The sequence below is a fragment of the Desulfosporosinus burensis genome, assembly GCF_054657535.1.
This window is the reverse complement of sequence record NZ_BAAHYN010000002.1, coordinates 1-25,608: the sequence shown is the minus strand read 5'-3', so window position 1 is coordinate 25,608 and position 25,608 is coordinate 1. Positions and strand designations below refer to the sequence as shown.

18 protein-coding genes are annotated in these 25,608 nt (G+C 41.9%); 12 read left to right on the top strand and 6 right to left on the bottom strand.

All coding sequences use genetic code 11. From position 1 onward, the window contains the following. Positions 1 to 33: 33 nt before the first annotated feature. From chrA to ACYQ3Q_RS03105, 3 genes are all read right to left on the bottom strand, one after another. Positions 34 to 1,293: a chromate efflux transporter gene (gene chrA, locus ACYQ3Q_RS03115; RefSeq protein ID WP_459927211.1), complete on the bottom strand. Its 1,260-nt coding sequence runs from the start codon at positions 1,291 to 1,293 to the stop codon at positions 34 to 36. An 82-nt stretch (positions 1,294 to 1,375) separates the two neighbouring features. After that, entirely contained in the window at positions 1,376 to 2,200 is an 825-nt protein-coding gene (locus tag ACYQ3Q_RS03110) for an extracellular solute-binding protein (protein ID WP_459927210.1), read from the bottom strand. After that, positions 2,197 to 2,646, bottom strand: coding sequence for a PadR family transcriptional regulator (locus ACYQ3Q_RS03105; RefSeq protein ID WP_459927209.1), 450 nt, complete (start codon positions 2,644 to 2,646; stop codon positions 2,197 to 2,199). The genes ACYQ3Q_RS03110 and ACYQ3Q_RS03105 overlap by 4 nt, the downstream gene beginning before the upstream one ends. 118 nt (positions 2,647 to 2,764) lie before the next feature. On the opposite strand from ACYQ3Q_RS03105, the gene ACYQ3Q_RS03100 reads away from it, so the two are divergent. Further along, positions 2,765 to 3,643: an NAD(P)/FAD-dependent oxidoreductase gene (locus ACYQ3Q_RS03100; protein ID WP_459927208.1), complete on the top strand. Its 879-nt coding sequence runs from the start codon at positions 2,765 to 2,767 to the stop codon at positions 3,641 to 3,643. A gap of 275 nt (positions 3,644 to 3,918) precedes the next feature. Here ACYQ3Q_RS03100 and ACYQ3Q_RS03095 read toward each other — a convergent pair whose 3' ends face one another. From ACYQ3Q_RS03095 to ACYQ3Q_RS03085, 3 genes are all read right to left on the bottom strand, one after another. After that, positions 3,919 to 4,179, bottom strand: a complete 261-nt coding sequence (locus ACYQ3Q_RS03095; RefSeq protein WP_459927207.1) for a hypothetical protein — start codon at positions 4,177 to 4,179, stop codon at positions 3,919 to 3,921. A 221-nt stretch (positions 4,180 to 4,400) separates the two neighbouring features. After that, positions 4,401 to 5,303, bottom strand: coding sequence for a homoserine kinase (gene thrB / locus ACYQ3Q_RS03090; RefSeq protein ID WP_459927206.1), 903 nt, complete (start codon positions 5,301 to 5,303; stop codon positions 4,401 to 4,403). A gap of 32 nt (positions 5,304 to 5,335) precedes the next feature. After that, on the bottom strand, positions 5,336 to 6,634 hold the full coding sequence (locus ACYQ3Q_RS03085) for a homoserine dehydrogenase (protein ID WP_459927205.1): 1,299 nt from the start codon (positions 6,632 to 6,634) through the stop codon (positions 5,336 to 5,338). Between the two features lie 356 nt (positions 6,635 to 6,990). Here ACYQ3Q_RS03085 and ilvE point away from each other — a divergent pair, with 356 nt between their 5' ends. From ilvE to ACYQ3Q_RS03030, 11 genes are all read left to right on the top strand, one after another. Beyond that, positions 6,991 to 7,872 carry a branched-chain-amino-acid transaminase gene (ilvE, locus tag ACYQ3Q_RS03080; protein WP_459927204.1) on the top strand — a complete coding sequence of 294 codons (882 nt, stop codon included), beginning with the start codon at positions 6,991 to 6,993 and terminating at the stop codon, positions 7,870 to 7,872. Positions 7,873 to 7,899: 27 nt separating this feature from the next. Further along, positions 7,900 to 9,588: a biosynthetic-type acetolactate synthase large subunit gene (gene ilvB / locus ACYQ3Q_RS03075; RefSeq protein WP_459927203.1), complete on the top strand. Its 1,689-nt coding sequence runs from the start codon at positions 7,900 to 7,902 to the stop codon at positions 9,586 to 9,588. A gap of 4 nt (positions 9,589 to 9,592) precedes the next feature. Then, a complete protein-coding gene (gene ilvN, locus ACYQ3Q_RS03070) occupies positions 9,593 to 10,072 on the top strand; it encodes an acetolactate synthase small subunit (protein WP_459927202.1) in 480 nt (159 codons plus the stop codon). A gap of 78 nt (positions 10,073 to 10,150) precedes the next feature. Then, complete coding sequence (gene ilvC / locus ACYQ3Q_RS03065) at positions 10,151 to 11,149, top strand: ketol-acid reductoisomerase (RefSeq protein ID WP_459927201.1); 999 nt, start codon at positions 10,151 to 10,153, stop codon at positions 11,147 to 11,149. 53 nt (positions 11,150 to 11,202) lie between these two features. Continuing rightward, on the top strand, positions 11,203 to 12,759 hold the full coding sequence (locus tag ACYQ3Q_RS03060; RefSeq protein WP_459927569.1) for a 2-isopropylmalate synthase: 1,557 nt from the start codon (positions 11,203 to 11,205) through the stop codon (positions 12,757 to 12,759). Between the two features lie 17 nt (positions 12,760 to 12,776). Continuing rightward, on the top strand, positions 12,777 to 14,042 hold the full coding sequence (gene leuC / locus ACYQ3Q_RS03055; protein WP_459927200.1) for a 3-isopropylmalate dehydratase large subunit: 1,266 nt from the start codon (positions 12,777 to 12,779) through the stop codon (positions 14,040 to 14,042). 1 nt (position 14,043) lies between these two features. Beyond that, the gene (locus ACYQ3Q_RS03050) at positions 14,044 to 14,532 is read left to right on the top strand and encodes a 3-isopropylmalate dehydratase small subunit (RefSeq protein WP_459927199.1); all 489 of its coding nucleotides are present in this window, start codon (positions 14,044 to 14,046) and stop codon (positions 14,530 to 14,532) included. Then, the gene (gene leuB, locus ACYQ3Q_RS03045) at positions 14,525 to 15,586 is read left to right on the top strand and encodes a 3-isopropylmalate dehydrogenase (protein ID WP_459927198.1); all 1,062 of its coding nucleotides are present in this window, start codon (positions 14,525 to 14,527) and stop codon (positions 15,584 to 15,586) included. The genes ACYQ3Q_RS03050 and leuB overlap by 8 nt, the downstream gene beginning before the upstream one ends. 1,036 nt (positions 15,587 to 16,622) lie before the next feature. Further along, positions 16,623 to 17,432, top strand: a complete 810-nt coding sequence (gene proC, locus ACYQ3Q_RS03040) for a pyrroline-5-carboxylate reductase (protein WP_459927197.1) — start codon at positions 16,623 to 16,625, stop codon at positions 17,430 to 17,432. Next, on the top strand, positions 17,429 to 18,550 hold the full coding sequence (gene proB / locus ACYQ3Q_RS03035) for a glutamate 5-kinase (RefSeq protein ID WP_459927196.1): 1,122 nt from the start codon (positions 17,429 to 17,431) through the stop codon (positions 18,548 to 18,550). Before proC ends, proB begins: the two co-directional genes overlap by 4 nt. 577 nt (positions 18,551 to 19,127) lie before the next feature. Continuing rightward, entirely contained in the window at positions 19,128 to 25,526 is a 6,399-nt protein-coding gene (locus ACYQ3Q_RS03030) for a DUF3320 domain-containing protein (protein ID WP_459927195.1), read from the top strand. Positions 25,527 to 25,608 lie beyond the last annotated feature (82 nt).

Below are 25,608 nucleotides of genomic sequence, written 5' to 3'. Positions count from 1 at the left end.
CCAGCGAAACAGGGTGCCCGTCCCCTTGTTTCGCTAGAAAATTATGAGGGAGAGCAGTGCTCCGGCGATGATAATCCAGAGGGTATCTATTTTAGTGAATCGCTGTACTCCAAAAGCTGCTAGGGCGATGCCGAAAGTTGGTAGATCAAGGATTGAACTTCTCGTCAATTTGAAAATCACGGCCCAGAGCGTGCCGATAAAAGCGGCTACAATTCCATTGATGACCATCTTGATGATATCGATCTTACCCGCCCGGTTATAAAGGTCAGAAATGAGATTGACTACGGCAAAAGCAGGCAAATACATATTTGCCATAGCTAGGGCTGCCCCGAATAATCCTGCCACTTTGTAGCCGATAAAGGCGGAAATTACGGTGACTGGACCGGGGGTTAGTAAGCTCAAGGCTAAGGCAATTCCGAATTCTTGATCGGTCAAAAAGTGGTATTGATTGACCATTGCATCCTGGATAAACGGGAGCATAGCGTAGCCGCTCCCAAAGGTCAGTCCACCGATACTAAATAAGGTATTACCCAATTGTCGAAAGGTGGGATTGCTAAAATTAATCCCTAAATTAATGATAAGCAGCACTGCCAGCATGATTAGCATGATGAGGTATTTTTTCTTACTGAATTCAAACTTGACTGCGGAAACAGGCTTATGTAAGGTCTTGTTCGTAACCCAAAATCGTCGATTCATGATAGCTTGCCAACTGGAAAACTTTGTTGTTAAGAAGGTAAACACTAGGCTGACTCCTCCAGCAAAAAGAAGAAGAGACAGGATATTAACCTTTAAGAAGAAAATCATCAGAAAACCACCGACCGCTAAGATGTTTAGCTGTGGGGAGTTTACCCCTCTTTTCCAGAGATCAATAATGGTATTGAAGACTAGGCCTACGACTAAAGCCCCTACTCCCTTAAATAACGAGGTTACAGCGGGGATATCGTTATAATTCAGATAGAGGTGGGTAAGCACGACCATAAGTACAAAACAAGGAATTACGAAAAAAATACTGGCCACTAAGGCCCCAGGAAAACCCCTCAGGAAATAGCCTATGTAGGTGTTTAGATTTACAGCGGGTGCGCCCGGCAAAAGTTGAGATAGAGCGACTCCGTTTAGATATTCTTCATCCGTCATCCAGTGTTTCTTGTCTACCAAGGATTTTTTGGCTTCTCCTAAAGCAGCTAAACTGAAAGACACGAGTCCGATATGAAATACGGTTTTAGCAATTTCCCAAAGGCTCACCTGCCTAGGTGGTTTTGTCTCTAGAGGTTTGCTTTCTGTTTTGAGTTCCATAACCTATCCCCCTATTAATAGTCTTGTTTTAGGGCTTTTCAACATTACAAAGTGGGGAAAACTCATAGCAATACGAATTTACTCAGCAGGGGATTAAGCCACATTCCTCTAGAATCGAATCTCCCTCCGGACCTGTGAGCAGATCAATAAACGATTGAGCGTGTTCGGATAAGGGGCTGTTTCTGGATTTGCCGATTGCGAATTCTATAGGTTTACCATGAATGATGATGTTTTTGCCTGGAATTTTACTTTCTACGGATACTGCTGCTTGGTCATAATAATTGGCATACGCCGGGTTGGAGAGATTAATTTTTGAGGGTAGGGTTATGCAGGGCAACTCTAATTGTTTGGCTTGTGAGGAATACAGAAAAGCGTAATCAACCTTACCTTTCAATAAATCACTGGCCAGATTTAATGATTTCGGGTATGTCTCGTAAGGAAAACAGGCTGCTTCCATCTCTGTTGAGAGACCTGGCCGCTGATAGAATGTTTCGGCCAATTGCCAAACCATAAGGGCTCGATAACCGCAGGGATCCAGATGATGGTTAGAATGAGAGAACCGAACTTGTGATTGAAGTAACATATCAATCCAGTTGTCGGGAGTGATTTCGTTGCTTCCTTTAGAAAGTCCGGTATAACCGATGACGATCTGATCGGCCGCAAAAACAAAGTAGTTTTCGACTAAATCCGGGACCAACAGTTCTGCAAAGAGTGCTTGGTCAGCGAGAGCAATGACGTCATAGTGTTCTCCAGATAACAACCGTTTGGCACCTTCCCTCGAACCTACCCCTTTTAGCTCGGATTTGAGATTCGGGTTCATCTTAGTATAGAGGTCAAGGCAGGTTTCCATCACGCGCTGTAAAGCGCCGGCATGGATAAGTCTGAGAGCATTCGACGAAGTATTCAAGTTTTGTTCACCTCGTTTTCCCTTTTAGATAAAGAATCTTCATACTGCTTGTAGGCTTGTAAGAATTTTTGGAGCTTAGTTTTTTGAAGGGTTAGAAATTGGGACCATAAATCTAGAGACTGTTTTCCTAAGGGGGTTAATTCATAGAGTCTCCTACCTGGGCCTGCTTCACCGATCTCCCAATGGGATTGGATCAACCCGTCCTTATCCATACGCCTTAGATTACGATAAACTGTGGCAGTATCTGCTTCTCCACTTTTAAAATCTGCGTCATTGAGGCGTTGGATTAACTCGTAGCCGTGAGACGGTTTTTGTCCTAGTAGAAGAAGTAGCTCCGCTTGAATAGAACGCTCCATAGAAATCATGGGATCGAATTTACTTAAAAGATCTTCACTCATAGTGTACACCTCAGCTATTATCAATGTGCATATAGGTTTGCTTAGCATTTATTCTACTCCTGAAACCATGATCCGTCAATGGATTCAGACTACGTAAGTATTTTCAAGTTATTCTGGGAACACTTTTATTTGTAAAGGATTTATCGTTAGAGGAGAGATGCCCATAATGTCTGAAGATCTGAAAACACTTAAAGAACACTACGAACTGGCAATTGTTGGCTGTGGACCGGCAGGAATGGCTGCAGCGCTGAATGCTAAAATTCGAAAACGTGATTTCATACTTCTTGGCACGGAATTCTGTAGCCCCAAGCTCTCGAAAGCTCCGCGAATCGATAATTGGCTGGGATTTCCCCAAATAAGTGGGGAAGAATTGCGGCAACGGTTTTTAGATCATCTTAAGGAAATGGAAATTAAGATAGTTCCGATTAAAGTAACTAATATTTACCCAGGGCCTCCTTATACGCTACTTGGCAAAGACCAATCCTTCGAAGCGGATGCGATAGTTCTAGCTACGGGTGTTTCCGTGGATAAACTATTTCCAGGAGAAACCGAATTATTGGGTCGTGGAGTAGGATATTGTGCAACGTGCGACGGACCTTTATTTAAGAATAAACAAGTCGCATTCATTTCCTATAGTCAAGAAGGGGAAGATGAAGCCAATTTCATGGCGGATATCTGTGCTAAAGTGTATTACATACCCTATTACAGCAATATTTCGCGGCTTGATCCACGAATTGAAGTCAAAAAAGGTAAAGTAAAGGAAATAATCGGAGACAGCAGCGTAAAACAAATCCTTCTTGAAGAGGAACAAATCCCTGTAGACGGTGTGTTTATCCTGAGAGAAACGCTACCAGCTGAGCAGCTTGTATCTGGCTTGGAAATGGATGAGGGGGCTATCAAGGTTAACCATAAATTAGAGACGAGTTTGACGGGACTTTTTGCGGCAGGAGATTGTACAGGTCAACCTTATCAATTAATTAAAGCGGCAGGAGAAGGTGGAACAGCAGCCTTACAGGCTGTAAAGTATCTGGATAACCTAAAGTGAACTCGTTTCAGCTAAAACTGAACATCGAGGTTTTAATGGGGAATCCACCCTCTCCTGAAGCTTACGAAGAACCACCCCGACTTTATTAACAGGGGGTCGGAAAACCGTTTAAAGGACTCCTATTTCCCAAATAAAAGCCTGTAATTACTAATAACAGTAAAATGCAGGCTTCTACATTAGAATGCACGTGTTGCTTCATGTCGTTGTCGCATTAAAGCACCAAGTTGTATACCATCACAGAGCTTGGACAGCAACTAAATAGAAACAACTTGCAATCACTTGTTGAGTTCAGAAAATAGATGCTTGCTTTTACCCAGTACTTCCTTAACTCTTCGGGCTGCCTTTTGGAAACTGTCAAGGAGGTCGGATGCATTGGTTTTTGGAGATAATTCTGAGGTTTGATGGGTGAAATCAAGCGTATTAATAATGATGTCGCTTGAAGACTGTTTTAAGTCGGACAGTTGTTCCGTAGTACTCGAATCATTATCCGTCCGATTTTTGTTAAATAGTAGAGAAGCCAATTGTTTCTTTATCATAGGATTTCGTCCTCCTTTATTAAATCAAAACAAAAATTTGTTTAAAAATGTTATCTCTATTAGAATATGTAGAAAACTGGAAAATGCTTATAGCGATGGCTAGTCTGTTCATTGGTTATGCTTAAATTAGAAGGGAATAAAAAAACAAGGGTAGGAAAAAAATCCTGCCCTTGTTTAAGATAATTTGGGACACGAACTAATCTGACTATCGGGATTGGTAACTACAGGGTGTAATCAACTTGTGTTCCATCTGAATCGATCCCTAAGGCAAATGCCTGAGCACGAACTTCATGCTTTTTAAAAACTTGAAGTGCTTTCTGAGCAATAGCTTGTTCAAATTCCGGTTCTGTCAGTGCTAATAGCGTTGGTCCTGAACCACTAAGCGCTGCTCCAAAGGCACCTGCTTGCAGGGTTACTTCTAAAGTTTCGAGTAAGCCTGGAATGAGTGCGGCGCGTTGATTTTGGTGAAGCGTGTCACGCATTCCTTCTTTTAAGAGGGAATAATCTTGACGAATAAAGGCCTCGGTAAGTAGCGCAACATGAGAAATATTAAAGACGGCATCCTTGCGAGGAACTTCAGGGGATAATATAGCTCGAGCTTTATTCGTACTGAGGTGGGTATCAGGAATAATCACAACCGCTCTTAAATTTGGGGATTGGGCTAGGACTCTTGGAAGAACGCCACTTTCCGTGGGGACAGATAGTGTCACGCCACCATATAAGGCAGGAGTAACATTATCAGGGTGCCCTTCTAGGGCATTAGCGACTTGTAGCAATTCGTACTGGGAGTATGGGGATCCAGCTATGGTGTTGGCAGCAACAAGTCCTCCGACAATGGCAGCAGAACTGCTTCCTAAGCCCCGCGCAGGGGGAATGTGATTTTCAAAGGTTAGAGCGACTGTGGGAGTGGGGAAGTGGACAAGGTCCCAAAAATGACGCATGGTTCGCCAGACCAGATTGCTTTCATCGGCAGGGATCCCATCTCTATAAGACCCAGTCAAAGTAATCTGAAACGGTCGGTTTGGTTCTACTGTCATTGTATTATATAGTCGAAGAGCCAGACCCAAACAGTCAAATCCAGGTCCGAGATTGGCGGAGGTGGCCGGTATCTTTACACGAAACATTCTTTTCCTCCCTAATTTAGTAAGAATTTGATTTAGGTCGTTGACCCATGATCCCCATTTTCAAAGCGAATAACATTGTGAATATTAAGGACCTTGCTATACGCTTTGACAGAATCTAAGGCTTCTTGAAGGGCCCCTTCACGACAGGGATGGGTCACGAGGACAATTTCAGCCTGATGTTCATCGCGTGGTTTTTGAATGATCGAGGCGAAGCTGATATTTGCTTCAGCAAAAAGAAGGGCCAGAGTAGCCAGAACTCGAGGCTCGTCTTTAACAAGTAGACGAATGTAGAAGGCCGTATAGAAATCGGAGACGGCTTTGAGTTCGAGGTCCAGATAGCAAGTACAATTAATGGCTGAAGTGGAGTTGGATTCAATATTGCGCGCTATACGCATAATGTCAGAGACAATCGCACTTCCTGTGGGAAGAGAACCAGCACCTCGACCATAAAACATCGTTTCTCCGACGGCATCTCCTACTACGTAAATAGCGTTGAAAACACCGCCAACTGAGGCAAGAGGATGGGTAAGTGGCAAGATCGCTGGATGGACACGAACTTCGATTCCCTCAGTTTGGTGTTTGGCTATGGCTAAAAGTTTGATGGTACAACCGAGTTCAGCGGCATAAGCCAGATCTTCACGGGTGATTTTGGAGATCCCTTCCACAAAGACGTCTTTAAGGGCAACCCGTGAATTAAAAGCGATTGATGAAAGGATGGCAAGCTTTCGCGCAGCATCTAGGCCATCAACATCGGAGGTCGGATCGGATTCAGCATACCCCAATTGCTGGGCTTCTGCTAGGACTTCAGCATACTCACGGCCCTGTTCAGCCATAGCTGTAAGAATGTAATTTGTCGTTCCATTAATAATCCCCAGGACATGGGTTATGCGATTAGCAGCAAGGGATTCTTTCATAGCTGCGATAATCGGAATTCCGCCTCCGACACTTGCTTCGAAATAGAGGTCTTTTCCGGCTGCATTAGCAGCGTCAAGAAGTTCATGCCCATGAAGCGCGATTAAGTCTTTATTCGCGGTGACGACATTTTTCCCGTTGCGTAAAGCTTCTAATATAAAAGTACGCGCTGGTTCGATGCCTCCCATTACTTCGACAATGATATCAATTTCAGGGTCCTGTAGAATTTCTTCAGGTTGATCTGTGAGTAGAAAGTCACCGCTAATCTCGCGTGCTCGATCAGGATCACGCTCAAGGATGCCTTTGATTTTTACCTCGCAATGGGTTCGAGTCTGAATATCCGTAGCATTTTGCTGTAATATGCGCACGACTCCAGTCCCTACAGTACCCAAGCCCAAAATTCCTATTTGAATTGGCAAGTCAAGACAACTCCTCTCAAAAAAACATATGTATCTGCATAGTGGACATTATACGCGTTCGATCTAGCTTTGACAAGGAAATTCTTAAGGAAATTCGTAACATTTATTGTAAATAGGGTTGACACTGAGGAAGGTATTCTGTATCATATACACAACGTTCTCAATATAAATGTGATATAACAGAAAAGGAAGTGTACCTAGGGTTCCGGGGGGACAACCTGTCTGGTCCGAGCGGTACAGAATCCAGATTGGATTTACACCGTGGGTAGAAAAAACCCAAGCGGAAAGTTCCACGTTTCTAGGGGGGACTTAGCTTAGGGTTTTTATTTGTTCGCGATTTTAAGGAGGGTTAATTAATGGGACTGCTTATTTACTTGAATGGTTCATTTGTTCCTGAAGAAGATGCAAAAGTATCGGTGTTTGATCATGGGTTTTTGTATGGAGACGGTATTTTTGAAGGGATTCGCGCGTACCATGGCCGAGTGTTTAAATTAGAAGAACACTTGAAACGCCTCTATGAATCTGCTAAGTCCATTCAATTGACGATTGGCATTAGTAAGGAAGAAATGCAAGAGGTTGTCTTGGAATCGCTGCGCAGGAATGGTTTGAAAGATGCCTATATTCGCTTGGTGGTATCACGAGGTAAGGGGGACCTAGGACTTGACCCCAATAAATGTCCAAAGGCTTCTATTATTTGCATTGCTGCGCAAATTAAGCTCTTTGAGCAAAGCATGTATGAGCAAGGATTAGAAGTAAAAACTGTGGCTATTCGTCGAAACAATCCAGATTCCTTGAACCCGAGGATTAAATCCCTCAATTATCTTAACAATATTCTGGCTAAACTCGAGAGCATACAGGCTGGTGTGATTGAAGCGATTATGCTCACTCAAGACGGTTATGTAGCTGAGGGAACGGCTGACAACATTTTTATCTATCGTAATAACGTCTTAATGACTCCTCCTCTTTCGGCAGGAATACTCGAAGGCATCACCCGCAACTCTGTGATGGAGCTTGCTCGTGAACTGGGTATTAATGTGAAGGAAGAATTATTCACTCGACATGACTTGTATACTGCTGACGAATGTTTTCTTACCGGTACCGCAGCCGAATTAATCCCAGTGATCAAAGTAGACGGGCGTGAGATCGGGGATGGGGTTCCTGGTCCAGAGTTTAAACAGCTTCTGGAGGCCTTTAGGGCTCTTACCCACATCAATGGTCCTGAAATTTACAGCAAGTAGAAGCAGAAGCTAAGGGAGGGAAAGAGTATGAGTGAAGTTAAAACAGGCTTAAAAGGGGCAACCATCTTATTGAATGCTTTGCAGCAAGAAGGGGTTGACGTTATTTTTGGTTATCCGGGCGGGGTATTACTTCCATTATATGATGCCCTTTTGGATAGTCCCATACGACATGTGCTAGCGCGGCATGAACAAGGGGTCGTGTATGCAGCGGATGGTTATTCGCGTGTTAGTGGGAAAGTTGGAGTTTGCTTAGCCACATCTGGACCTGGAGCGACGAATGTAGTTACGGGTATTGCCAATGCCTACTCGGACTCCATTCCCTTGGTGGTTTTGACGGGGCAGGTTTCTACGAGTTCAATTGGCTCGGATTCCTTTCAAGAGGTGGATATCATCGGGATTACCATGCCCATTACTAAGCATTCTTATTTAGTGAAGGATCCACGGGATTTACCGAGAATTGTCAAAGAGGCCTTTTATATTGCCCGAACTGGTCGACCGGGACCCGTGCTCATCGATCTTCCCAAGGACGTTTTAGCTCAAGAAAACGTGGTTCCTTTTTCTAATGAGATGAAGTTGAGAGGATACAAAATCTTTGGTCAAGCCAACAACGGTAAGATAGAAGAAGTGGCTAAGGCCCTGTCTGAATCTTGCAAGCCTGTGCTTTATGCAGGGGGCGGTGTTGTCACTGCGGGAGCGGAAGACGTCTTAAGGCAACTCGCTGAAAAAACGGCCGCGCCAGTGGTTACGACCTTGATGGGGATTGGTAGCATTCCTTTAGGACATCCTAATTTATTGGGAATGGTCGGAATGCACGGAACAGTGACCGCGAACTATGCTGTGGATGATTGTGACTTGCTGATTGCGGTGGGCGTACGCTTTGATGACCGCGTAACAAGTGGTATGGGTCATCGTTTTGCGACCAAAGCTAAGGTTATTCATATTGACATTGATCCGGTAGAAATCAGTAAAGTCGTAAAAACGGATATCAAAATCGTTGGCGATGCGCGTCAAGTTCTGGAAGAGATTTTAGAAGCAGTGCCTGGGTTCGCTGCCCCCGAGGTTGCTGATTGGTGGACCCAGCTGCGTAACTGGAAAGTCAATCATACCCTAAGCTATGACAAGGACAGTCTTAATCCACAGATGGTCATGGAGTGCCTGGGGGAACTGGCCGGAGAAAACGCTATTGTTACGACGGATGTAGGACAGCATCAAATGTGGGTCGCCCAATATTATCCCACTGTACACCCCCGCAATTATGCGACCAGTTGCGGATTAGGCGCGATGGGCTATGGTTTACCTGCTGCCGTCGGGGCTCAATTTGCCCGTCCGGAAGATAGGGTCATCCTGATCACGGGAGACGGGTCATTACAGATGTCAATCCAGGAGTTAGGAACGGTTGTTCAAAATAAACTTCCTATTAAAATTATCCTTCTGAACAATGGGGTTCTTGGCATGGTTCGCCAATGGCAGAAGATGTTTTATGCAGAGCGCTATAGTCAAATCCAGCTTGAAGGAAATCCGGACTTCGTTAAATTGGCGGAAGCCTATGGTATTCTCGGCATCCATGTTAATTCCGCGGAAGAAGTTCGCAGTGCCATTGAGGAGGCGTTCAATCATCTTGGACCAGTTCTGATCGATATTAAGATTTCAATGGATGAGAATGTTTTGCCCCTCGTTCCTCCTGGTAAAGACATTACTGAAATGATTGTGAGGTAATAGTATGCTGCATACACTGGCGGTTGTTGTTGAGAATCATCCAGGTGTTTTAATAAGAGTGGCTGGATTGTTCGCGCGTCGGGGTTATAACATTGATAGTCTTACGGTTTGTCAGACGGAGGATCCTGAACTTTCCAGGATGACGATCGTGGTCAATGGTGATGACCAAATCATTGAGCAAGTGAGAAATCAGCTCAGTAAACTGGTGGTTGTACACTCCGTAACGGACTTGACCGGGGAAAGCGTGGTTGATCGAGAGTTGGCATTAATCCGCGTGGAAGTTAGCGCAGAAACTCGATCTGAGGTTCTTCAGACGGTCGATATTTTCAGAGGACGGGTTGTAGATATGGGTAGAACCAATTTAACAGTGGAGTTAACGGGAGATATTCCTAAGATAGATGCCTTTGTTCATGCGGTTCGACCCCATGGATTACTAGAATTGGTACGCACCGGCAAGATTGCAATTTTGCGTTCGGATGCCTAGACAAAAATTGTACAAGTTGTAGTATAATATAGTGGGTTTTTGATAAAAAGGTTTATAGTTGAAAGGAAGTTTAGAAAAATGGCAAAAATGTATTATGAGGTTGACGCAAATTTGGAGTTACTAAAAGGTAAGGTTATTGCAGTAATGGGTTATGGGAGCCAAGGGCATGCTCAAGCTCAAAACCTTAAAGATTCAGGTCTTAACGTTGTGATTGGTCTTCGTCCAGGCAGTGCTCGTACTGAGCGTGCCCAAGCCGCAGGCTTTGAGGTTATGACGGTAGAAGAAGCAGCTAAACGCGCGGATGTCATTCAAATCTTACTACCGGATGAGACACAAAGTAAGGTTTATTATGCAGAAATCAAGCAACATTTGTCATCAGGAAAAGCACTCGTCTTTTCCCATGGCTTTAATATTCATTTCGGACAAATCATTCCTCCTAGCGATGTTGATGTCTTCATGGTGGCTCCGAAAAGCCCAGGACATTTGGTACGCCGCACCTATACTGAAGGTGCAGGAGTTCCAGCCTTGATTGCAGTGCATCAAGATGCTACAGGGAAAGCTAAAGAATTAGCCCTCGCGTATGCTAAAGGAATTGGCTCGACAAAGGCTGGAGTACTGGAAACGACCTTCGGCGAGGAAACCGAAACCGACTTATTCGGAGAGCAGGCAGTTCTTTGCGGAGGGGCCTCAGAACTCGTTAAAGCAGGGTTTGACACCTTGGTGGAGGCCGGTTATCAACCGGAAATTGCTTATTTTGAATGTTTACACGAGCTAAAACTCATCGTCGACTTAATGTATGAGGGCGGCATGGGTTGGATGAGATATTCTGTGTCCGATACCGCTCAGTATGGAGATATGACCGTCGGTAAACGAATCGTTAACCAAGAAACTCGTAAAGAAATGAAACGTGTACTCGAAGAAATTCAAGACGGTCGATTTGCTAAAGCCTGGTTACTGGAAAACCAAGCAAATCGTCCAGCCTTTAACGCTATGACTCGTAATGAAGCCAACCATCCGATTGAAAAGGTTGGGGAACAGCTTAGAGGAATGATGAGCTGGTTGAAAAAGCACGAATAGGAAAAAGCATTTACAATAATGCTTTTTCAGGATAGTTAATTATAGTTTTAGTTATAGTTCGGAAGGAAGTTAAAGTAATGCGCCGGATCGAGATCTTTGATACTACGCTTAGAGATGGTGAACAATCCCCTGGAGTGGCTCTTAACGCAGATGAAAAGTTGCAAATTGCTCATCAGTTAGCTAAGCTGGGCGTTAATGTTCTTGAAGCGGGATTTCCTATAGCCTCCCCCGGTGATTTTGAGGGAGTACGTCGAATCGCCCAAGAAGTCAGAAACGTGAGTGTGGCAGCGCTTGCCCGAGCTAATGCTAAAGATATTGAATGTGCCTGGCAAGCGCTTTCGGGTGGGGCGTCCCCACGAATTCACACCTTTATCGCCACTTCACCAATTCATATGCTTTATAAGCTGCAAAAGTCCCCTGACGAAGTATTAGAACAAGCCATCGAAGCTGTTCGATTGGCTAAATCGAAAGTCAATGATATCGAGTTCAGTGCGGAAGATGCCTCGCGCAGTGAGGTGGATTTTTTGGCAAAGGTCTTCTCGGGGGTCATCAAAGCCGGAGCCACCGTGCTGAATATACCAGATACCGTGGGTTATGCCACACCTGAAGAATATGCCGCATTTATCCGTGCCGTCATGGAGCGTACGATTGGAATAGAGAAGGTCAAAGTCAGTGTTCATTGTCATAATGATTTAGGTCTAGCAGTGGCGAATTCCTTAGCCGCAGTTGGGGCGGGCGTGCATCAGCTGGAGTGTACTGTGAATGGAATTGGAGAACGGGCTGGAAACGCAGCCTTAGAAGAACTTGTCATGGCTCTGCGCACTCGCAGGGACCAGTATAGTGTTGAAACATCTATTGTGACGACAGAGATCGCTAGAACGAGTCAAATGGTGAGTCGTTTAACTGGTATGATAATTCAACATAATAAAGCCATTGTGGGTAAAAACGCTTTTGCCCATGAATCAGGAATTCATCAAGATGGTGTCCTTAAAGAACGATCCACCTATGAAATTATGTCTCCGAGCGTCATCGGTATCGATGTGGAGTCCATTGTTCTAGGGAAACATTCGGGAAGACATGCCGTTCATCAACGGTTGACAGATCTTGGACTGGATTTAGAGGAAGATCAATTTGAAGACGTTTTTGCTCGGTTCAAACAATTGGCAGATCGAAAGCGTGATGTAACAACTGCTGACTTATTTTCTCTTGCGGAAGTGCAAAAAGAGAAGGCCGATCAAATCACTCTGGAATATTTACAGGTCTCCAGTGGAACGCATTTAGTCCCCACTGCTACGATCGGACTCATGTACAATGGGGAACGCTTAGAAGACGCCGCGTGTGGAGATGGACCCGTCGATGCAGCCTTTAAGGCTATTGATAAGGTTTTGGGAACCCGGGGAACTCTGAGTCATTATTCCTTGCAAGCCCTTGATGGTGGTGAAGATGCGCAAGGAGAGGTAGCAGTGACCGTCAAGTTTGGAGAAAATCTGGTGGGCGGCCGTGGGGTAAGTACGGATATTATTGAAGCCAGTGTGCGCGGCTATCTTCAAGCCGTAAACCGTGCGTTCGTTCGAGGCTGGATTACAATTCGTGAGAAAAACGCAAATTAAGGGAGGGAGTAAGAGCCATGTCTATGACAATTACGGAAAAGATTCTAGCCCAACATGCTGGGCTGGAAGAAGTAATTCCGGGTCAACTGATCACCGCGAAACTGGATCTTGTCTTAGCAAATGATGTGACTGGTCCAGTGGCCATTCAAGAGTTTCAAAAGTTTGGTACTGATAAGGTGTTTGATACTAAAAAAGTAGCTCTTGTTCCAGATCACTTTGCGCCCAATAAGGACATTTTATCAGCTGAGCAATGCAAAGTAATGCGCGATTTTGCTCAGAGTCACCAGATTGAGCACTATTTTGAAGTGGGACAAATGGGAATTGAACATTGCCTGCTTCCTGAACAGGGTCTTACCCTCCCAGGGGATCTGATCATTGGCGCGGACTCGCATACCTGCACCTACGGTGCTGTGGGAGCCTTTGCCACTGGGGTTGGCAGTACTGACTTAGCAGCAGGATTAGCAACCGGTGAAGCATGGTTTCGTGTTCCAGAATCTATGAAGTTTATCTTCCGCGGAACGCGTTTTCAAAAGTGGGTCGGAGGCAAGGATCTCATTCTATATCTGATAGGAAAACTAGGTGTAGATGGGGCTCGCTATCGCGCCATGGAGTTTACTGGAGAGGGTATCTCGGCTTTATCGATGGATCATCGTTTTACAATCTGCAATATGGCGATTGAGGCCGGTGCAAAAAATGGGATTATTGCTCCTGATGAAACAACCTTTGCTTATCTCGAAGGACGAGCTCGTCGCTCATATCCGCTACTCAATAGTGATAAAGACGCCCATTACCTGGATATCCAAGAGTTTGACGTAGCGGAAATCCCGCTCCAAGTTTCCTTCCCGCACTCTCCTGAAAATGCCAAAGCTGTTCAGGAAGCAAGCGGAATTAAAATTGACCAAGTTGTAATCGGCTCCTGTACGAACGGTCGACTGGAAGATTTACGTCTTGCTGCAGAAATCCTGCGTGGCAAGAAGGTACACCCTGAAATACGGCTCTTGGTATTCCCCGGAACTCAAACCATCATGCGTGATGCTATGCGTGAAGGGATTATCGATACGTTGATTGAAGCTGGAGCTGCGGTTAGTACGCCGACTTGTGGTCCTTGCCTAGGTGGACACATGGGTATTTTGGCAAAAGGAGAGAGGGCAGTCTCTACCACGAATCGGAATTTTGTGGGACGTATGGGACACGTTGAGAGTGAAATCTACTTATCTAATCCAGCGGTCGCTGCAGCATCGGCGATAAAAGGGCAAATTGCTCATCCGGAGGAGGTATCTTAAATTGGGAAAAGCGTGGAAGTTTGGGCATGACATTGATACAGATGTCATTTTGCCTGCCCGTTATTTAAATAAATCGACTCCTGAGCATCTGGCAGCACACTGCATGGAAGACGCTGGGACACAATTTGCACAGGAAGTTCAATCTGGAGATATCATGGTTGGTGGAAAAAACTTTGGCTGCGGTTCCTCACGTGAACATGCTCCAATCGCCATTAAGGCTTGTGGTATCAAAGTCGTGATTGCAGAGTCGTTTGCGCGGATTTTCTACCGTAATGCCTTAAATATCGGTCTGCCCATTATGGAATGCCCGGAAGCTGTGGCAGGGATTACTCCAGGAGATGAGATCGAAGTGGATCTGGCCACGGGTATCATTGAGAACCGGACGACTGCGAAGCAGTTTCAAGCTCGTTCTTTTCCGCCTTTCATGCAGGAATTGATTCAAGCAGGTGGACTTATTCCTTATGTAAAAGGGAGGAGTAAAAATGCCTAATGTTTTAGTTCTGCCGGGAGACGGTATTGGTTTAGAGATTACCCCAGAAGCCGTTAAGGTTTTAGAAGCGGTCTTAAAAGGTCGATCAACTCAGCTGAATTTTGAATATGGATTAATCGGTGGAGCTGGAATTGATGCAGTAGGCAAGGCTTTGCCCGACGAGACTCTAGCTGCTGCCAAGGCAGCGGACGCGATTTTAATGGGTTCCGTTGGAGGACCTAAGTGGGATACCCTGCCCGCTCCACAACGACCGGAATTGGGAGGGCTACTGCCGATCCGTAAGGCTCTAGGTCTTTTTGCCAATATTCGTCCTGTCAAAATGCTTCCTATGTTAACGGATGCATCAACACTTCGCACTGAGGTGGTCGAGAACGTAGACTTGGTAGTTTTGCGCGAATTGACCGGCGGCCTCTACTTCGGTGAAAAAGGAAGAGGTACAAATCCTAGGAGTGCTTTTGACACCTTGGTTTATACGGAGGAGGAAATCCGACGTATTGTAGAACTTGGCTTCCAAATGGCTACTAAGCGGCGTGGAAGGCTTTGTTCTGTAGACAAAGCGAATGTCTTAGAGTCCTCCCGCTTTTGGCGTGAGATAACCGTTGAGGTTGCTAAAGATTTCCCAGAGGTGGAATTAAGTCATATGTATGTGGATAACGCAGCGATGCAATTGGTTCGCTGGCCCGCACAATTTGATGTGATCGTCACTGAAAATATGTTCGGAGATATCCTGACCGATTTAGCATCAATGTTACTGGGTTCGATCGGAATGATCCCGTCGGCGAGCATGAATGGATCTAAAGGGCTCTATGAGCCAGCCCATGGTTCGGCACCGGATATTGCTGGACAGAACATTGCTAACCCCTTAGCCACGATTCTTTCGGGAGCTTTAATGCTGCGCTACTCGTTTGGCTTAGAGGATGAGGCTCTAATGATCGAGCAAGCGATTGAACGTGTTTTACAAGAGGGGTATAGAACAGCTGACTTAGCAAAGCCGGGAGATAAAGTTCTGGGAACTATAGAAATGGGAAATGCTGTAGTAGAGGCACTTAAGTAGAGGATTTCGCCGAGGCTACTGGGATATTATTGAAATTGCACTTGATATTTCTGAACTAGTGAGATAGAGTATAGTTAATTGGATAATGAATAAAGCATAAGATCGACCTAGTATGGTAGACGGTGGTGTCCAGAGAGAGAAACATTTGCTGAGAGTTTTTCCGCCCATGGTATCAGAACCCCAGTCGTGATGCACTGATGATGAATCGGTCGGTTTCCACCGTTATGAGGAATGTTGTGAGTTTGAGATTGCAACTTAAGTTGGCATTGGCAATAAAGGTGGTACCGCGGAAGGCTTCTTTCGTCCTTGATATAAGGATGGGAGGGGCCTTTTTTTATCGCATTTGGGGTCTTTGCAAGTAAGTGCATTGGGGTCTTTGAAAGTAAGGGGACATTGCACGCTCACACACGTTGCGTTCACTGGCTCGTTTGGATGCTGAAGCTATTACGCCAACCTCTGGGTAGCGCAAGATGTGAACCTAGGCGTAATAATGCTTCAGCATCGGCACTCGCTTTATCGTGAACTCCACTAAAGTGTTCACTTAGCAATGGCCCCTTAATTTCTGGTCAGATTGGGCTAGGACGAGGGGGAATGGGGGGACCGTGAAAGTTTGCGTGCAAGTTGGTGCAAGTTGTGCAAGTTGGTGCAAGTTGTGCAAGTTGGGGACGGTTCCTGACTTGCATAAGTCGTAGACAAATCTCGTTAGGGTTTCTAGCTTCAATCCTTTGAGCTCAGTGATGAGTAATTCCTCTCACATGCTTCAGAGTTTCAGAAACCGCCTGCGGCTTGGGTAATTTGGGTGGGTCAAATAGGATGGGGACGTTAACCACGAATTTATGTTTCGAGATGGCCATGATTTATATTGCAAGATGCTTCATTAAATTAGAAAAGTTATAGATTAATTAATACGTTCGTTATAATTAGGAGTTCTTATTAGATTTTGTTGAGCGTGGCATGCTACTAAAATTAGGCAAAGGGCATCTAATGGTTAAATGAAGCTCAATACAACTTAAACGGATATGAAAGGGTGTAGAGGATGACTCAGTCAATTGGTTTTATTGGTGGGGGAAATATTGCGGAGGCTATGATCAGTGGTCTTAAGAAAACGAACAAGGAGATTGAGATTCGAGTGACGAATCTTTCCAATCAGGGGCGTCTGCAGGGATTGGTGGATCGGTATGGTGTTGTTGCAGCTTCGTTGAAGGAGCTTGTGGAAACGTCGCAAGTCATGATTATTGCGGTGAAGCCGAAGGATGTTCAAGCAGTGGTTAAAGATCTTGCGAATTATTCGTTGCAGAGTAAGTTAATTATTAGTGTGGCGGCTGGTGTTCCTCTAAAGGTTTTTTATAAATACCTCCCAGGGGTTGCGATGATTCGAGCGATGCCGAATACTTCGACTACGGTGCTTCATTCGATGACTGGATTGGTGCGAGGAGATAATGTCACGGAGGAACAGGCCGGGGTGGGCGAGAAGATCTTTTCGGCTACGGGGCGGATTATGTGGGTCCCAGAAGAAAATATCAATGCCCTGACAGCAATTAGTGGAAGTGGTCCTGCTTATTTTTATCTCTTTGCAGAGAGTTTAATAAAATCCGGGGTTGAACTAGGGCTTAGTGAAGAGGATGCTGAGGTTTTAGTGCTTGAAACGTTGATTGGGGCAGGAAAAATGATTGCTGAGAGTGATAAGTCACCAGGGAAACTGCGTGAGGAAGTAACCTCTCCCAATGGAACAACTTATGCTGCTATTAACGTTTTTACAGATGACGGATTGGCACAAACTGTACTGAAAGCTGTAAAAGCCTGTGCTCGGCGTGCAGAAGACTTGGAAAGGGAGTATTCAGAGTGACATTAAATGAAGTTCGTCGGGTAGTTTTGAAAATAGGGAGTAGCAGTTTGAATCATCCGCAAGGCGGTTTAGATGATCAAGCGATCGCTGAAATCGTCTCAGTCATCGCTGCTCTCAAGCAAAAGAACGTGGAGTGCATTATAGTCACTTCCGGTGCTGTAGCTGCTGGCATGGGACAATTAGGGCTACATTCTCGCCCTCGAGATTTAGCAGGTAAACAAGCGGTTTCGGCTGTAGGTCAAGGGGTACTCATTGAGAGGTATGCCCATAATCTTCAACGGCATGGTATCGTGGGGGCGCAAGTTCTTTTATCTCGCATCGATTTAGCTCAAGCGTCACACTATCGCAATGCTCAAAACACACTAGAGAAATTATTGCGCTTACAAGTGATTCCGATCATTAATGAAAATGACACCGTAGCGGTGGATGAACTCTGTTTTGGCGACAATGATACTCTTTCAGCATTGGTGGCAGGGCTTGTCGGAGCGGATCTATTGGTGATTCTGACGGATGTGGATGGCTTGTACACAGGCAATCCCAAAAAGGATCAGTCGGCTCAATTGATTAAGGAAGTGACAGAGGTTTCGGCGGTGGAAAGTATGGCTAGTGGGGCGGGAAGTCTATTCGGCACCGGGGGGATGGTCACAAAAATAAGGGCAGCCAAGATCGCCACCCGTTTTGGAATCGGAATGCTTTTGTTGAATTTTACACGGCTCCGAGAACTCATCGACTTAACCGAGGGTCAAGCTCCTGAAGGAACCTATTTTCAACCCGCAAAACATCGTCTGGCAGGACGGAAACGCTGGATAGCATACGCTGGGTTATCTGAAGGGAGTATTCAGGTCGATAATGGTGCAGCAAAGGCACTGATCGAAGAAGGAAAGAGTTTACTGGCTAAAGGAATAACGACGACTGAGGGGACCTGGGAACGTAAAGAAATCGTTCGGATTCTCAACCTGCAGGGAGAGGAGATTGCCAGAGGGGTCGTCGAACTTAGCCAAGATGAAGTACAAACGGTGAAGGGGCTGCATTCTGAGAAACTGCACCAACTCATTCCAGATTTTGACGGCGGAGAGGTGGTTCATAGGGATAATATGACCCTCATGGTGGATGCTTAAATGGGATTACGGCATAAGGTTCCCTAATGAGTGAGAAATTAGATATAATATTGAGGTATATATTAATTGGACACTGTTTATACCTTACGGCGGGTGCTTAAGGAGATGTAATTACTAGATCTGCCCAATACCACATAATTGATGCGCACAACTATTAATATGTTCTCTTGGACGAGGCACGTGGAGACGATAATAGTGCTATATCGCGGTTGAGCTGAAAGCCTTGGTATAAGCAGGTTTGAGAAGTGTATGTTCTTTTTATGGTAACATGGGGTGTGCGTGAATATATTGAGCCAGATCGTTTTTATTAGCGGTCTGGATTTTTTGTTTTTTATTGGATTATTTTCTCGATCTTGGGAGGTAATAAGGGAAAGACGTAGAAGATTTAAACATGAAATACTGGTGTCTTTAAAGCCCTACATACACTAAGAATAAACCGGACAACAAATATTTGTCGTTTCAGTATGCTAACATAGTATGGAAGGTAGTATATTATAAAAGTGTTAATCTTGCGAAATTTTACGTTGACTATGCTAGAGTGAAAAAAGAGATTAGGAAATAACGGGGAGATTGGGACATGCAAAATATTGATGACAAAATTGAGTACTGGAAAAAACGCTTACTAGATTTAGGTAAACGAAACAGATTAATAAACTTCAAAGAGACTAAAAGATCTAATGTAAAAATTACTTCTCCGAACTATGATGAGTTATATAAAAGGCTTGTTCGGGATGAGAATGAGCTTAGTTTTCCATTTCCTTTGAAGACTACATACGATGAAAATGGCGAAGAACATAATATTTCTGTTCAAGATGGTGACTTACAAACAAATAAAACGTTAAATGAACAGCAAAAGACTTTAAAAGTTTTACGTGGTCGAGCAAAGACATCGATGGAAGAACAAGGTATTAATTCTCTGTACTTAACTTTTGGCTTAATAAGATGGAAAGAAAGTGATACTTCAGAGGTTGTAATTTCTGCCCCACTTGTTCTTGTGCCAGTAATATTAAAGGTTGAAGCTATAACAGACCCATACATTTTACAAATTCATGAAGACGAAATAGTCGTCAACCCAAGTTTAGCCTTTAAATTTGAGAATGATTTTGGCATTATATTACCAGAATTTGATGGCCACGAAGATGATATTACTGATTATTTATCACAAATCACAAAAATCGCAAAGAAGAATGATTGGGAGGTCGTAATTGATGTTCACCTCACTTTATTGTCATTCCTAAAAATCAATATGTATAAAGACCTGGATAATAGTAAAGACAAAATTGTTTCTAATCCTACTATAAAAGCACTTTGTGGTGATAAAAGTGAGATTGCTCAAATACCAAGTGAACTCAATAATTTTGACCATGATAAGAATGTTAGACCTATTGATACCTATCAAGTAGTAGATGCAGACTCGAGTCAACAAGATGCGATCTTATTGTCCAAGAAAGGTATTAGCTTTGTCATGCAGGGGCCTCCTGGAACAGGAAAAAGTCAAACGATAACAAATATTATTGCGGAGGTTATTGCTGAAGGTAAAAAGGTGTTGTTTGTATCTGAAAAAATGGCAGCACTTGAGGTGGTCAAAAAGCGTCTTGCAGAAGCTGGACTTGAGGATTTCTGCCTCACTTTACACAGCTATAAGGCTAACAAGAAAGAAATTTTAAACCAACTTGCTAAAACGCTAGGTGTTCAAAGAATAAGTATCCGTGAGGATGCCATTTATAAACTATCCGTATTAGAGGAAAGAAGAAATAAGCTTAATGAATATCAAGAACAACTTCACAATAAAATTGCACCTCTTAATGTTTCTATATATGAGGTAAATGGCCGACTTGCAAAATTATCTGCAACGCAGGATATAATCTTTGGAATAAATGATATCGAGAATACTGATACGGAATTAATCAATAAATATAGATATTTGTTAGGGGAATTCTCAAAAACCATTGGTAAATTAAGCAAAGATTACTCGGAAAATCCTTGGTATGGCTGTAATGTTCCAGTTGTAACCCATGAATTAAGACACGATATAGAAGTGAATCTTAAGAGTTTATTAATAAAATTGAAATCCTTATCTCAAATCTATGAGCACATTCTTGATAAGACAACTGCTAAAATAGCACCAACAATTAATAATATTTCTTCATTGATTAATTTGTTAGAAGTTTCATCAGAATCACCCATTCTCCCTGTAAAGTGGTTATCTAAAGATATTGGGATTTTAGAAAGTATTGCACAGGAATATTTGATGATTTTTAATGAGCATAAAGAAAAGACTGCTAATTTGCTTGACCGATATAATCAAGAAGTTTTGGAGATGAATGCAAAGGAAATAATTTTAATCCTTGAATCTAATATGACAGATGTAAAAGAATATTTGAATAATGAAAATTTCTCAACAAATAAGGATATAGTTAGAAAAGCTAATTTTATAATCACTGAGTGTATTGAACATACAAACGTTATTAAAAGTATTTATAGTAAAAGTCAAGACTTATCTTCTATTTTTGGGATTGAACAATATAGAACTTTCAGTTCAATACTCGAATTAGAAAAATTGCTTGGATTAATTCTTGAAAATCCGCAGCCATTAGGTAAGTGGTTTAATAACGGTGAAATTCAAAATCTCACAGAGTTATTAGATGCTGCAGAAGCTGAACAAAACATATTGAAAAATAATATTACCGAAATTCGATCAAACTTTACCGATGATGTATTTAATGTTAATTATGAAGAATTACTAGAAAAGTTTAAAACGACTTATTCTGAAACGTTTAAAATCATAAGTGATTTTAATGGTTTGTCTAATAACTTTGAACTTACCAAACAAACATTATTAACATTTGTGGCCAATCAATCAGAAAAACTCAACATGTATCATTTGCTTATTACAAACGGATATGCGACATCAAAACAATTAGTCGAAGATATTGGGCTCGAAGTTAACACCCTTAAAGATCTGACTTCAATAGGAGAGCTTTTATCAGTAATTATTCAAAACCCAAAACCTACATTAGCATGGTTCGATGACAATAAAGAGATGGCCATTGATACTATAATTTCAGATATTAGGAATACCCAAAAAGAAATTAAGGATGTAAAAGAAGCCCTTCTATCAAAATTCAATCAGGAAATTTTGAATATCGATTGTAAAAGTATGCTTATTCGATTTAATACTCTATATGGAAATTTCACTAAGTTTTTTAAGGGTAGCTATCGTTCTGATAAGAAAACAATACGTAGTTTTAGCAAAGAGCCTAATCTTAAAATAACTGATATTGAGATTATAACTTTGCTAAATAAAATCACTCTTATAAAAGAAAAAGAGCAATGGCTAACTAATATTGAATCCTTGGCAGCTGAAATGTTGGGTGGCTTATATATTGGCAATTACACAAATTGGGAGAATATTGAAAAGAGTAGAGCTAATTTTAAAATTGTTAAGGGTTATTTCAGGGGAAATAAAATACCGGAGCAACTTAAAAAGTTATTAATAGAAGGTGGTATAGAGAAATTTACAAAATTAAATACTAATATACTTAAGATATTGGAAAATGATGTAGTCGAGTATGTTTCTAGCATTTTTGGCGCAAATATAATCGAACAATCAGTCGCAGATTTGCTAAAGAAAATAGATGATACTAATTCTACAGCATTTAATATAAAAGATGACTATGAAAATATATGTAAATATCTTACTAATGATAGATTATTTGATGATACAAAATTGACTGATATAATTTCTTTGCTTTCTACCATAAAGGAGATAAATCAAAAAAGAAAATGGTTTAATGATAATACACAGAACTTATTAAATTGTTTTGGTGTCCATTATCAAGGGGAAGATACTAATTGGAATAGTGTAAGAAATCGGCTCGAGATAACTGCCCGAATAATTAGATTTTTTGATAAGAAACAAGTGCCTAGTAAGTTGATTGTTTACCTAACATCCTTTGGTAATTCAGACAATAGCCTTAAAATTTTTAAAAAAGATATCGAAGATATAAAAGATAAAGAACTAATTAATAAATTGAATTATTTATTAATTTCGGAAGATAATCAAAATCTTGATTTTGATAAACTCATTAGCATACTTGATCTTATTAAAGATAATGTTAACGTTTCTCATGATAAATACGTTGAATTTTCAAGTTGTGCAAAAAGCACCTTATTATATGAAACTATTATGGATGATATTACCGTACTTGATAAGATTCAAGAAATAGAGCAACAAGTACAAGAAGACTTATCACAATTTGAAAATGATTTTGAATATATGTTCGACGGAATGAATACTGATTGGGGTAAGGTTATATTTTCTCTAAATTATGCAGCCAGGTTTAAGGATTTATGTAAAACATATTTATTATCAAGTGAATATATTAACAGCGTTTGTAACGACAAAAACATAGCTTTATGGGCTAGGACATATAGTAATGAATTGTCAACATTGCATTCAGATCTTAAAGCAGATTTCGACTGGTTTTCCAACTTATTTGACAATGGTGAAGAAATGTATAATACACGTATCTACACCTTCTTGGATAATACCGAGAAATGCTTTGATAATCTTACCCTATTAGAAGAATGGATAGATTTTAGAAGTGTTAGGCAACAGTGTAGAGAAGTAGGACTGACTGAATTTGTTGAAAAGGTTGAGCAGTTGGAAATTCAGCCTAGTATAATTGTTGATACATTCTTCAAGCGATTTTATAGGCTGTGGCTTGATGTGATGATACCTCGTCATCCTGCGGTTTATACTTTTAGAAGTCGTTCTCATCAATCCATAATTAATGAGTTTAATTCATACGATGGTGAGCAACTTAAAATTGCCCGGTTGAGGATTTTAGAAAGATTAATTGAAAGATTGCCCAATACAAATATTGCTACATCAGCGGTTGATGAGGTAGGGATTCTAAAACGTGAGCTTACAAAACAGCGAAAAATTATGCCACTGAGAATATTGTTTAAGAAAATCCCTAATCTATTAACGGCATTAAAACCTTGTCTAATGATGTCGCCACTTTCTGTCAGCTTGTTCTTGCAGGCTGATGGGTATGATTTTGATACAGTTATTTTTGATGAAGCCTCACAGGTATGCACAGAGGATGCCATAGGTGCAATAATGAGGGGAAAACAATTAATTATTGCTGGCGATAGCAAACAGCTGCCGCCTACAAGCTTTTTTGCTGCTTCACTTTCAGATGGTGATTTTGATGATGCTACTGAAGATGATGATGATTTCGATGACACCGGTGCGTATGATTCAATTCTTGAAGAGGCTGTTAATGCGATTCCTGAGCGTACGCTTAAGTGGCATTATAGAAGTCGTCATGAGCATTTAATTGCTTTTTCAAATGCCAAGATATACAACCATGAATTAATAACGTTTCCGTCAAATATAGATAGGATCCCAGATAATGGAGTTGAATATATTTTTGTCGAAAATGGCGTATATGATCGTGGGGGTAAGAAAAATAATTTGAACGAGGCCAAGCGCGTAGCTGGGCTTGTATTTGAGCATATCAAAAAATATCCAAGTCGTTCCTTAGGTGTGGTTACCTTTAGCGAAGCACAACAACAGGCTGTTGACGGAGCCATAAGACAATTGCGACTACAAAATGGGCAATATGAAAACTTTTTTGCTGAGGATGCTGAACATGCTTTTTTTGTAAAAAATCTTGAAAATGTCCAGGGAGATGAAAGGGATACGATTATTTTCAGCATCGGCTATGCCAAAGACGCCAATGGTGTTATGTATATGAATTTTGGTCCGCTTAGTCGTAATGGTGGGCATAGAAGACTAAATGTTGCTATTACTCGTGCCAGATACAATGTCAAGTTAGTTGGATCTATTCATCCAACAGATATTAAAGTAGAAAATACCAATTCAGAGGGTGTAAAAATGTTGCGGCAATATATTGAATTTGCGATAAATGGAGCTTCAGTTTTGCAAAATGAATTGCAGTATAAAAGTACCGTTGATGTGGATTCTCCTTTTGAGGAAGCGGTACATGACTTTCTTATCAAAAATGGTTATAACGTAGCTACACAAGTGGGCTGCTCAGGGTATCGCATTGATATGGCGGTAAAACATCCAACATTAAGTGGTATATTTGTCCTAGGAATTGAGTGTGATGGAGCAACATACCACAGTGCCAGGACTGCGAGAGAACGAGATAGATTACGCCAAACTGTGCTAGAAGATATTGGTTGGAAGATTTATAGGATCTGGTCAACTGATTGGATTAAAGACCCAAAAACTGAGGGGAACAAATTGCTTGAGTCAGTCAAAGTGGCAATAGCTAATTACAAAATGAGCAATATGGATACTGGAAGTGTTGGCTGCCATGAAACAGTTAAAGAAGACACGATTTTCCCTGATGATAATTATGTAATAGTTGAAACTGACAAGGATAACAATACTACAAAAAATAATAATCCATATAATTTTAGTTATTACAAAGTAACTGAAGTATATAAGAATACGAGAAATTCCGATGATACACAGTATCTCGCAGATGTAATAGACTACGTGGTTGAGCTTGAATGCCCTATTCACTATGAATTATTATGCAAAAGGGTTGCGACTTTATTTGGGAATCTAAAAGCCACCGTTAAAGTGCGAAATGCGGTTGATTGGGTATTGGCAAAAAAACTAAAAGGTGTAGTGATTAAAAAAGGAGAGTTTTGTTGGCACAAAAATGCAAAAGAAATAGAAGTGAGAATACCTTCATCTCATGGCGAAAGTAGAGCGATTAATTATATAAGCACTGAAGAATTAGCGGAGGCTATGTTTGTTATTGCTAAAAAAAGCTTTGGAATAACAAAAAGTGACTTATATGTTGTAACAGCTCGTGTTTTTGGATTTAATCGTACAGGTGGTAACATTACACAATCAATGGAGAAAACTTGCTTATATTTGCTTGAAAGTGGCAGGGTTAAGGAAGTTGACGGTAAGATTGTTTTGTAGGAATTTAGGCAAATATATCTACAAATAATCTCCTACAATGATGAAAATTCAATAGCAGATTACTTTGTCAGCAATAATGTTC

Coding starts and splice junctions, on each gene's coding strand:
- chrA (WP_459927211.1), bottom strand. CDS start 1,293: ATGGAACTCAAAACAGAAAGCAAACCTCTAGAGACAAAACCACCTAGG.
- ACYQ3Q_RS03105 (WP_459927209.1), bottom strand. CDS start 2,646: ATGCTAAGCAAACCTATATGCACATTGATAATAGCTGAGGTGTACACT.
- ACYQ3Q_RS03100 (WP_459927208.1), top strand. CDS start 2,765: ATGTCTGAAGATCTGAAAACACTTAAAGAACACTACGAACTGGCAATT.
- ACYQ3Q_RS03095 (WP_459927207.1), bottom strand. CDS start 4,179: ATGATAAAGAAACAATTGGCTTCTCTACTATTTAACAAAAATCGGACG.
- thrB (WP_459927206.1), bottom strand. CDS start 5,303: ATGTTTCGTGTAAAGATACCGGCCACCTCCGCCAATCTCGGACCTGGA.
- ilvE (WP_459927204.1), top strand. CDS start 6,991: ATGGGACTGCTTATTTACTTGAATGGTTCATTTGTTCCTGAAGAAGAT.
- ilvB (WP_459927203.1), top strand. CDS start 7,900: ATGAGTGAAGTTAAAACAGGCTTAAAAGGGGCAACCATCTTATTGAAT.
- ilvN (WP_459927202.1), top strand. CDS start 9,593: ATGCTGCATACACTGGCGGTTGTTGTTGAGAATCATCCAGGTGTTTTA.
- ilvC (WP_459927201.1), top strand. CDS start 10,151: ATGGCAAAAATGTATTATGAGGTTGACGCAAATTTGGAGTTACTAAAA.
- leuC (WP_459927200.1), top strand. CDS start 12,777: ATGTCTATGACAATTACGGAAAAGATTCTAGCCCAACATGCTGGGCTG.
- leuB (WP_459927198.1), top strand. CDS start 14,525: ATGCCTAATGTTTTAGTTCTGCCGGGAGACGGTATTGGTTTAGAGATT.
- proC (WP_459927197.1), top strand. CDS start 16,623: ATGACTCAGTCAATTGGTTTTATTGGTGGGGGAAATATTGCGGAGGCT.
- ACYQ3Q_RS03030 (WP_459927195.1), top strand. CDS start 19,128: ATGCAAAATATTGATGACAAAATTGAGTACTGGAAAAAACGCTTACTA.